Here is a 12,246-nt window from a genome sequence, read left to right as displayed (position 1 = left end):
TGGGAATAAAACTCCCCATAGAGAAAAGCCTGTCAAAGTGAAGCTGGCTGCCCCAACTGTTTTTGTGCAATAGCTTTCATTTCGTGAGCACGCGTTAGATCAGGATAAAATGTTAAAAGAAAATCCAGTTTGTTCATTGCTCCTGCATAGTCATGACGCTGTATCATAAGTTCAGCGCTCGCAAGAAGCCCACCTGTATGATAAGGATACAATGGCAAAAAACGTTCTAGTGCGCTTAGCGCTTTCTCATTATCTTTGTAAAAATGTCTCTGAAGAACATAGTAGTCAAATAACGCTTTGCTATCGTAAGGGTTTAGTTCAAAGCTTCGTTGCATGTATACTTGATTGCCCGACACATACCCAGTGTGGGCATAGTAATTTGCCAAATGATTGGTTGAAAAAAAGCCTGCATATATAATCAATAAAACAGGTAAAAAGTTAAAGCTAATAAACTGCATGCTAGCAGTCTTTTCACCAACTAATGCCTTATTTCTATACAGCACAAATGAGAACAAGAGTGTTGCGAAAAACAGGCTTCCGGGCGTCAAAAAGAGTGCAGTAAACAGTGAGTGAAACAAAGTTGATACCACGGCAACAAGTAGCCACCTATCACTTTGATTACCATAATAGGCATTAACCATAGATTTAAACAATATCAATGCGAGTATCGCGGAGAACACCACCCCTCCGAGCCAACCGGTTTCACTATAAAACTTCAGAAGTATATTATGTGGCGTTTTTAGTACCATTTTTTCACCAACCATAGGCGATTTTTCTTCAGTACCTAGCTTCGCGTATTTCGGGTGAATATATTCAAAATTATTGACCCCAACCCCAAGCGGTTTATCCAGGATCATATCAAACGTATTGGCAAATAACTCTGTTCGCCCTGTTTCAAGGTTTTTAATACTTTGTAATTTCTCATTCATCCCGTCACTTAAATGACTGTATGCAACACCTCCGACAATTAAGCTGGCAGTGATAACAAGATAGGTAAATGCCTGGCGTTTTAACTTATTTAGTACCAGTAAAAATAAAATTGCTTCCCCTAAGAACAAGCCTAGAATAGTACCGCGAGTACCTGACTCAAGTAACGCAGAAATACAGACAATAAAAGATAAGGTGCCCAAGACTGAGCGCGCATTTAATTTCCCCTGGTACAATATCGCTGCAACAAGAACGGGCAACCAAATATTGAGGACCTGACCCAGATTATTAACGAAACCGAATGAAGAAAATGCAGTTACATGAATCAATTCGTAGTGATTTATTCGGGATTCAATGTAGAACAACGAGAAGATTATTGATGAAAAAATGACGATATCGAAAAGCAATTCTACGCCATATCTATGCCATACATTTTTTAGCAAATAATAAGAGAGCAACACGCTTCCTACATATCTAAGGATGAACGCGGCCCCTTCATAGTGGTTAACGGCATGCAATAACGACACAAACATCAGGAGCAATAAAGCAATACACAGCCAACCTAAGCGGCTTATTTCAATATCAACCTTTTTAATATAGGCGTAAGCCAGAGAGGCGCAGATAAATAAATCGAACACTATCCATTTTGGTACATCAAACTTGTAAAAAAAGGCATCCGAGGAAACTATGGATATCAACACCGAAACAAGAATAATCAGTACACCAGTCCAGGGGACGCCAGCGCTCATTCCGTTACTACGCAAAATTACTCTCCATTACTACAACTGACTACACCCTGAAAACCCTAATTGCTTGCTTAATCGTAGGCTATACAGGTACTTGCTATGCGGACTCTAGCATACTCGCTGCATGAAATGTATGTATATGTACGCTGGAATCAAATTTTTTGATGGCGTGGGGTGGGTATTTTAATATTTACCACAGCGCAAAAAATCGCTGTCGTATTTTTATGCAGGAAAAACAACCCAGGATTGTTATAAACAACCCCGGGTTAGATAAAACGCAATCAGAATTTCAGACTAACGCCAGCAGATATCTCACTGACGGCATTTTCACTGATATTGTAGTAACTATAACTCACATTGATTGCCGTATTTTCCAAGACATCATAGCCCAGAGTGATACCACCATAGGCGCTGGTCCCTTCTTTCTCATATTGCAGCAGATGCTTATTGTTACGTGTACTATCAAGCTGATATTTCCAGTCGAAAGCACCCAGGAACAATGCAGCACTGAAGCGTTCATGACGAAGCAGCTCATACCCGGTTTGCAATGCAAAACCCTCAGGCAATACCGGCGTAGCTCGTGCCACCAACTCATGTGCAGTATCCGGAGTTAAAGACTGGCCAGTTAAGGCAAGACGCCCCTGGCCCAAATCTATATAACGGATCCCAACTTCCCATTTTGGCATTAGCTCATAATAAGCTCCAGCTGACCAGGACTCACTACTATCATCAACCGTACCTACGGTTAATCCGCCAACAGACGTCGGGGCGTGATAGTCCGCTTCAGCCTTTCCAATCATGGCTTCTGCGCGCCATTGCTCTGCCAACGCGGGATCTGCCAGTAAGCAGCTCGTTGTAAGCAGGGTATAAGCTGGCAGCTTGCTATTTCTGCGACGACGTAAAATTAATGCCGACATCATTATCACTAATAGTCCTCCCAGACCACCTGAAGATTTATTTTCTACATTCACAGTTTGATATCCAGAGACTGTCACTTTAACTATCCCCTTACTCACTGCATCTTTGCTATCTCTCACCTGATACACAATGATGTCTTCCCCTGAGAAGCCCACTTTAGGCTCATAGGTCAGTGTACCATCGATATTGATTGTTGCCTTGCCATGCGTTGCAACCGCACTAATCAGGAATAACTCATCCCCATCTGCATCACTATCATTGGCAAGTACATCGATAACCAGGCTTGTTCTGTCATCTGTTGACGCGACATCCAGCATTGCGGTCGGCGCGCTGTTAACGGTCAGATTAACAATAGCCTGACTGTTAGACGTACCACCCTGTCCATCAGAAATGCTGTACTCGATCGTTGCAACGCCAACAAAAGTTGCCGGAGGCGTATAGACCAGTTTGTTATCCACGATACTAACTGCACCAAAATCGACCGTAGCTCCCGTTATGGTTAAGGTGTTGCCATCTGCATCAGTGTCATTTTCCAATACATCAATCGTAATTTGTTGACCTGAAGCAATGGTGACTTCATCAGCCGTGGCGACAGGTAAGGTATTGTTGGTTTTTGGTACAGCGATACCACCCGGATCAACTACGCTGCGGTTGGCCATCCCATCATCATCATTTGGACCACCATCAACAATTTGTAGTTGCACACACCAGTCACCTTCTGCTAATCCCTCAGTCCACTCATTGCTGCCTGGAGGCGGACAGTATCCAGGTTCGCCAGCCGCGGACAAGATAGCGTTGCCACCGGAAACAACAAAGTCCACCCACTCATCATTTTTGAGTTTACGATAGACTGCATTCGCCGGAATAGGTCTGCGCTGAGGAATTACAATGGTGTATGTATCGCCAGCCTGTGGTAAACCTGTTGCAATGAAGTCAAACAATCCGCCAATGTTAATCGCATCCCCATCTCCCGGTAGCTCATCTTCAAGCAACTGAACACCACCCGTAGAGTTTTGCGCGACGGTAGCACCTTTACGCAGACAGACACCCGGTTCACCTTCAACCAGATACTGAGCCGACTCAGCAGCTTGTTCCTGCATAACGTTACACTCTGTAATGGCATCCTGGAAGTCAGGGATACCATCTCCATCCGAATCCGCATAGCCTTCCTCATCATCAGGGATGAGGTCACCATCGGTGTCAACCTGAGTTAATACCTGAAGTTCAGCAACAACCTCCAGATAAATGTCGCTTACCGATGAAAGACTAGGCTGAGCATCATCCGTTGCAGTTACGGTCAGTTGATAAATGCCTTCCGCTAGCCCTGAAGTACTAAAGACAAACGTATTTTCCTCTGTGCCCAGGTTAATTAGCGCATCATCAATAGAATTCCAGGTCAGCGTTACATTGTCTTGCGGATTTGCATCTCTGGCAGTGGCTGTTACCATCACCAATTCGTCGTTAACTGTCAACAGAGAACGCGTTTCACCCGCCTGAGTGACGCTGGTAGAGATAGTTGGCGCTACGTTCTCTTCTACTATGGTTACGGTTGAGGATGATTTTGCCCCTCTATTGAGTGAGTCAGCCAAAGTAATAACGATACTTTCATTACCTTCCACGACTCCATCCCCAAACACATTGAAGCTAATTTGCGCAGAAGTGCCTGATTCAATCACCACCTGACCATCGACCAAATCATGATCCGCAGCGTCTGCAGTGCCCGAAATTGTATATGGAATAGTCACAGGGTAGCTCGGTGCAGGGCCATTCAGGAATACGTTTACTGTATGGCTTTGCTCCTCTGCCACCGTGGTGTCTTTTTCCAATGAAATAAGTGGATTAACAAACACATTTTGCGTCGCGATGGATTGCAGCCCCTGGCTATCTGTAGCCTGCCAATACACAAAGTGCGTGCCTGGCGCAAACAGGGTTGTACCATCAACCAAAGATACTGCGATGGTGTTCCCATTACCATCAACAGCCGTAGCCGTACCCAATGACACTTTAGTAAATAATCCCGTCGCATTGGTGGTTATGTCTGTTGGCACAGTGATAACTGGTAGCGTATTCGCCGGCGCTGAGTTAATTTGCAGCTGAGCGGTCGCTTTACTGCGCGCTTTTTGACTATCCTCTATCAGATAATCAATGACAATTAAGCCCTGAGTGTCTGCCTGTGCCTGATAAGACAATGCACCATCAGCAATGGATACACTTCCTACAGATGCTTTGGCACCGACAATACTGAGTACATCTCCTGCATCAGCGTCCGTATCGTTAGCCAGCACATCGAGCGTATAAGTATTGTTAGCCTGCGGCTCAAAAACAAAGCTGTCGTTAACAGCCAACGGCAAATCATTCACTGAGTTAATGGTGATCTTCACTTCACCGGCAGCTGAATCCAGGCTACCGTCGTTAGCAATGTAACTGAAACTGTCCAGTCCATTGAAGTTTCCAAACGGTGTATAGGTGAAGGTATTGCCCTGGAGTACCAGAAGGCCACTCACTGGCTGACGATCAATGGATACTGTAACGGTATCGCCATCTTCATCAGATGTGTCGGCCACAAAGCTGGTCGTGCCATCCTCATTCACCGCAATATCCATGTTGTTGGCAATCGGCTGATTATTGACAAACTGAACATCAATCTCAAATGCACTCAAGGCAACCTGCTCAGTACCATCGGTCACACTGATCACAATATTACTGTAAACACCTTCGTCATCCCTGCTCGGCGTACCCGACAGAGTACCGGTTGCAGTATCAAATTGAGCCCACACTGGCTGATTGGTTATCGCAAATGTCAGTGCGTCTCCATCGACATCTGACGCCTGTGGTGTAAAGCTGTATGGTGTGTTGTGCACAACCGAAGTATCAGGTGTGCCTGAAATAACCGGAGCATCGTTCACAGAATTAACAGTAAGCGTCACCGTCGCCGTATTCGAATCTAGTGCCCCGTCATTAGCCATAAAGCTAAAGCTGTCAGAGCCATTAAAGTCTGCATTCGGTGTGTACAGCCAGGTTGTGTCAGATTGCTGTTGCAATACGCCCGACGACACGCCTGAAACAATGCTGTATATCAACGTATCTGCGTCCGGATCAGTACCACTTAGCGTAACTAGCAACGTTTCATCTTCATTGAGCGACAACGCTTGCCCTTCAACAACTGGCGCATCATTTATCGGCGTAACACTCAGAGAAACGGTGGCCTCATTTGATACCGCGCCGGCCTCATCTCTCACCGTGTAGGTAAAGCTATCATCCCCAAAGTAGTTGGTGTTCGCAGTATAAATAATAGTGCCTTGTGCTGTGACTGTTGTCTGGCCATTTTGCGGCGCATTTACCACAGTAACACTGCTTAAATCGAAGCTATCGCCCTCATCTACATCAAAGTCATTGCCCAGCACGTTAACTTCGAAAGCACCTTCTTCCTGGAGTTCAACACTGTTGTCAACGGCTACTGGCGCATCGTTAACCGGTGTTAAAGTAACAGTTACCGTCGCAGGTAATGAAGCAAGGCCTTCGCTGTCAGTAAGTGTATAGGTGAAGCTGAATGTGCCCGTTTCGTCTTGCTTAGGTGCAATTTCCAGGGTGCCATCGGCCAAAATGGTGACATCGGCTTTGGCATAACTGCCGGCACCATTACCCTGATCTTCCAGGGTGACATTGGCACCGTTAAAGCCCTGATCTTCAACATCTGAATCGTTGGCAAGAATATCCAGAACAACCGTTACATCTTCGTCTGTGGTTACCGCATCGTCACCGACCACAGGACGGTCATTGATAGCACCAATATTGACTGTAATGTTTGCCGATGAAGACACCAAGCCTTCGCTGTCCGCAATGGTATAAGTAAAGGTCTCTTCACCCACCTCATTGGTGTTAGGTGTATACACCAAAGTACCGGCATCCTGGTCAAGCGACACAACACCCAGACTCGGCGTGCTGGTCAGTGTCACAACACCTGAAGGTACGCCATCTTCAATATCTGTTGCTGCTGCACGCACAGCTAGCGCAGCAGAAGGGGTATCCTCATCTGTGCTGAGCGTTAAATTAGCTGCGACAGGCATATCATTCACTGGTGTAATTGTCACCACCACCGTAGCCTGTTCAGACGTATTGAGAGCAGTATCTGCGACCGTGTAAGTAAAGCTATCCTGACCGTTTTCGTTACTCGCTGGCGTATAAGTGGCAATACCATTAACAATGGAGACCGCTCCTTTGCTCGGCGCAGTTACAACAACAGCTGAAGCTGCATTCATATTGCCCTCTGGGTCACTGTCGTTGTCCAACAGAGCAATTTGTACCGCTGTGTCTTCATCTGTAGTTGCACTGTCGTCAACTGCTGTCGGTGCTTCATCAACTGGATTAATTGTTAACGACACAGTATGCGTTGCAGAGGCTGCGTTTTGCGCATCCGTTACCTGGAAGGTAAAGCTATCGCTGGTGCTCTCTGAGCCGTCATGTTGATAGTTAAAGCTACCATCAGCGTTTAAGGTGAGCACACCATGCTGAGGCTGTGACAGTGCACTAACTGACAGGCTGTCTCCACTATCTAAATCATCATCACTTGCTGTGCTGAGCAAGCCAAGTGTCGAAGTAACAGTCAGTAACTGCCCTTCGTCAAGGCCAAAGCTAAAGTCTTGTGCCGTCGGTGCATCGTTAGTATTGATTACTTCAATATCAAAGGCACTGAGTGACTGCTGAGCCATACCATCTGAAACCGTAATCACGATCTGAGTATCTGTACCAACGTCGGCATCTGTCGGTGTACCAGATAGAGTACCTGTTGCAGTGTTGAAACTTGCCCAGCTTGGTTTATTGCTGACAGAAAAGGTCAGCACGTCGCCTGCATCCACATCCGATGCGGATGGCGTGAAGCTGTATGCTGCATCTTCATTTACACTGGTCGCAGGTGTACCGCTAATTTCAGGTCCATCATTAGTATTCACAACCGTGAGGGAGAAAGCTGCAAGCGACACAGATACAGTACCATCACTGACCGAGATAACGATATCACTGCTGGTGCCCACATCACCATTTTCCGGAGTACCCGACAAGGTGCCTGTGCTCGTATCAAAAGTTGCCCAGTCTGGTTTATTAGCAATGCTAAACGTCAGGCTGTCCCCATCAATGTCAGATGCCACAGGCGTGAAGCTGTATGCACTGTCTTCATTCACAGAGGTACCCGGAGTACCTGTAATAACTGGCGCGTCGTTAACATTAACAACGGTAATGGCAAAGGCATCAAGACTCACAGTCTCAGTGCCATCGCTCACGCTGACCACAATACCCTGATAGACACCAACATCAGAATTACCAGGTGTACCACTGATCGCGCCCGTCGATGTAGAGAAACTTGCCCATGAAGGCAGATTAGCCACACTAAACGTTAGCGTATCACCCGCATCCACGTCCGATGCACTGGGCACAAAACTATAGCCACTATCTTCATTAACACTGGTTGCCGGAGTGCCTGATATGACTGGCGCATCATTGGTATTGACAACCGTGATTGAGAATCCAGTTAGTGCGACCGTTTCTGAACCATCACTCACACTGATCACGATGTCGGACGTAGTACCAACATGTTCATTAGCAGGTGTACCAGAAAGTGTGCCTGTTTGTGTATCGAAGCTTGCCCAATCAGGTTGATTTGCAATGCTGAATGTCAACGTATCGCCCGAATCTACATCACTTGCGCTCGGCGTAAAGCTATACGCGGAGTCTTCATTCACACTGGTCGCAGGTGTGCCTGAAATAGTTGGCGCATCATTGGTATTAGATACCGTAATATCAAAGGAGGTCAGGCTAACTGTTTCAGTACCATCTGTCACACTGATCACAATACCCTGATAGCTACCTACATCATCATTTGACGGTGTACCAGACAAGGTGCCTGTGCTCGTATCAAAAGTTGCCCATTGAGGCGCATTTTGAATGCTAAACGTCAGCGTATCACCATCAACGTCGCTGGACGTCGGCGTAAAGCTGTAACTGCTATCTTCGTTAACCTCTGTAGCAGGTGTACCGGAAATCACCGGTGCATCGTTCACCGGGGTTACTGTCATGGTGACAGTTGCCTCATTAGAAACAGCTCCGGCTGCATCAGCGACCGTATAGGTAAATGTATCCTCGCCAGAGAAGTTTTCATTTGGTGTATAAACAATTGCTCCGGCTGCGTTGACCTGCGCCTGACCACTAGCAGGTGCTTGCACAACTGTCACACTGGATAGATTGAAACTGTCATTCTCGTCTACATCGGTATCATTACCCAGCACGTTGACTTCAAATGACCCTTCTTCTGCCACTTCAGCGATGTTATCCACTGCTACAGGCGCATCATTAACGGGTGTCAAAGTAACTGTAACCGTTGCGGCATCTGAGGTTAATCCCTCACTATCAGTTAGCGTGTAGGTGAAGCTAAAGGTGCCATTTTCATCCTGCTTAGGTGAAATTTGCAAGCTACCATCGGCCAGAATACTTACATCAGCCTTAGCATAGCTTCCGGCCCCGCTACCCTGATCTTCAAGCGTAACATTCGCTCCGTTAAAGCCTTCATCTTCCACATCGGAGTCATTATCCAATATAGCCAGGGTCACGCCCACATCTTCATTGGTGGTCACACTATCGTCTGCAACAATTGGCTTATCATTCACCGCGCCAATTGTTACTGACACAGTTGCAGGTTCTGAAGTACTGCCTTCACTATCGGTAATAGTGTAAGTAAAGCTATCCGTACCGGTTTCGTTGGCACTTGGGGTATAAACTAATGTGCCAGCATTTTGGTCTATCGCAACACTACCTTTGGTCGGTTGCGTTGCAACAGCAATGTCACCAGTCGGGTTGCCATCTTCTACGTCGCTCGCCCCTGCACGCACAGCTAATGCATCACTGGCATTGTCTTCATCAATATTAACCGCAAAGTTCTGCACAGTGGGCGTATCGTTAACCGCTGTAATAGTCACTGTCGCAGTCGCTTCACTCGATGTATTCAGCGCAGCATCTTTTACAGTATAGGTGAAGGTGTCCTGACCATTTTCGTTGGCATTTGGTGTATAAGTGACCACCCCATTTTCAATAGACACTGACCCCTTCGTTGGCTGAGTAACTATCGCAGCTGAAGAAGCAACCATATCACCTTCTGGGTCACTGTCGTTGCTTAACAGGTTAAAGGTGACAGCTTCATCTTCATTTGTTGTCGCAGTGTCATTGACCGCTGTTGGCGCATCTGCGACTGCATTGATAGTCAGTGTAACTGTCCGGGTCGCCGATGTTGCATTGCTACTGTCAACGACCTGGAAGGTAAAGCTATCGCTGTGATTTTCACTACCATCATGCTGGTAGCTAAAGCTACCATCTGTATTTAGGGACAGCTGGCCAAATTGTGGCTGGCTTACTGCACTTACCGTTAACGTGTCACCACTGTCCGTATCATCGTCTGTAGCAGTGCTTAACAAACCATTGGCTGCAGTGACTGTCAAAGTAGCTTCTTCATCCAGCGTGAAGGTAAAGTCCTGCCCAACCGGGGCATCATTGGTATTGACCACTTCAATGCTGAACGCTGTCAGCGTTGCTTGCTCAGTGCCATCCGATACCGATATTTGGATATTGGAATGCGTGCCAACATCACTGTCCGTAGGCGTCCCGGTAAGCGCACCCGTTGTCGTATTGAATTCTGCCCAGCCAGGCTTATTCACAATGCTAAAGGTGTGTGTATCATCGTCATCTGAATCAGTCAGTGTCGGAGTAAAGCTGTAAGCTTCATCTTCATTTACTGTGGCAGCTGGTGTGCCTGACAACACAGGAGCAACATTATACTGTTTAGTCACCGTCGCCGTGATCCCTTCTGCAGCATTGCCTGCTGCATCGGATACAATTACAGTCAGTGTCAAGGTTCCCTCATTGAGCGTACTAACATTGATGCCCGTTACTTGCTGGCTACTTGCCGTGACTGTTGTAGCGCTGTCGCTTGATACCGTATTGGTGCCATCACTGACTTGATAGGTAAATGTGCCGCTCCCTTCCAGACCAGATAAGGTAAAGCTAAGCGCCGATTCGTTATCTCGATTGATCAATGTTTGATCTATCGCTACCGATTGGCCAGATGGTGTTGCGTTATCCAGGGTAATGCTCTGCGTCGCTGCGGTAGAGGTATTACCCGCCGTATCCGTCTGTGTGGCCGACACGGTTAACGTGCCATTGTTTAAACCACTGATGTCCAGCTCACTACCACTCAGCGTCCAATTACCTGAGCTGTCTGCGGTCACAGTGCGGCTGACTGTTGAATTGTTATCCGTGATGGTCACGGTGACGCTGTTGCCGGACTCCGCGCCTGAACCGGCGATCAGCACATCGTTGTCTTCTGCGGCGTTAACGATGCCATCGGTTTCAATCGGTGTGGTGATGGTCAGTGCCGAAGGCGCTGCGTTATCCAGCGTAATGCTTTGCGTCGCTGCGGTAGAGCTGTTGCCTGCCGTATCCGTCTGTGTGGCCGACACGGTTAACGTGCCATTGTTCAGGCCACTGACGTCCAGCTCACTGCCGCTCAGCGTCCAGTTGCCTGAGCTGTCTGCAGTCACAGTGCGGCTAACTGTTGAATTGTTATCTGTGATGGTCACGGTGACGCTGTTGCCGGACTCTGCACCAGAACCAGCGATCAGCACGTCATTATCTTCTGCTGCGTTAACGATCCCATCCGTTTCAATCGGTGTGGTGATGGTCAGTGCCGAAGGCGCTGCGTTATCCAGCGTAATGCTTTGCGTCGCTGCGGTTGAGCTGTTGCCTGCCGTATCCGTCTGTGTGGCCGACACGGTTAGCGTGCCATTGTTCAGGCCACTGACGTCCAGCTCACTGCCGCTCAGCGTCCAGTTTCCTGAACTGTCTGCGGTCACGGTGCGGCTGACTGTTGAATTGTTATCCGTAATGGTTACCGTCACGCTGTTGCCCGACTCAGCGCCAGAACCGGCGATCAGCACATCGTTGTCTTCTGCGGCGTTAACGATCCCATCGGTTTCAATCGGTGTGGTGATGGTCAGTGCCGACGGCGCTGCGTTATCCAGCGTTATGCTTTGAGTCGCTGCGGTCGAGCTGTTGCCTGCCGTATCTGTCTGCGTGGCCGACACGGTTAACGTGCCATTGTTCAGGCCACTGACGTCCAGCTCACTGCCGCTCAGCGTCCAGTTGCCTGAGCTGTCTGCGGTCACAGTACGACTGACCGTTGAATTGTTATCTGTGATAGTCACGGTGACGCTGTTGCCCGATTCGGCACCAGAACCAGCGATCAGCACATCGTTGTCTTCTGCGGCATTGACGATCCCATCGGTTTCTATCGGTGTGGTAATGGTCAGTGCCGAAGGCGCTGCATTATCTAATGTAACCGTCTGAGTCGCAGCAGTCGAAGTGTTGCCCGCCGTATCCGTTTGTGTGGCCGACACGGTTAACGTGCCATTGTTCAGGCCACTGACGTCCAGCTCACTGCCGCTCAGTGTCCAATTGCCTGAGCTGTCTGCGGTCACAGTACGACTGACCGTTGAATTGTTATCCGTAATGGTTACCGTCACGCTGTTGCCGGACTCAGCGCCTGAGCCGGCGATCAGCACGTCGTTGTCTTCTGCGGCATTAACGATACCATCCGTTTCAATCGGGGTGGTGATGG

The 12,246-nt window shown here is 47.8% G+C and carries 2 protein-coding genes; both read right to left on the bottom strand.

The window, feature by feature from the left end; genetic code table 11:
- Positions 1-32: 32 nt before the first annotated feature.
- Complete coding sequence (locus QNM19_RS04790; RefSeq protein ID WP_284026403.1) at positions 33-1,691, bottom strand: O-antigen ligase family protein; 1,659 nt, start codon at positions 1,689-1,691, stop codon at positions 33-35.
- Positions 1,692-1,954: 263 nt separating this feature from the next.
- Complete coding sequence (locus QNM19_RS04785) at positions 1,955-12,190, bottom strand: Ig-like domain-containing protein (RefSeq protein WP_465250995.1); 10,236 nt, start codon at positions 12,188-12,190, stop codon at positions 1,955-1,957.
- Positions 12,191-12,246 lie beyond the last annotated feature (56 nt).

The organism is Pseudoalteromonas ardens (assembly GCF_030125445.1).
Taxonomy (GTDB): Bacteria; Pseudomonadota; Gammaproteobacteria; order Enterobacterales; family Alteromonadaceae; genus Pseudoalteromonas; species Pseudoalteromonas ardens.
The sequence above is the reverse complement of the archived record's forward strand: the minus strand, read 5'-3'. Positions and strand labels throughout refer to the sequence as shown.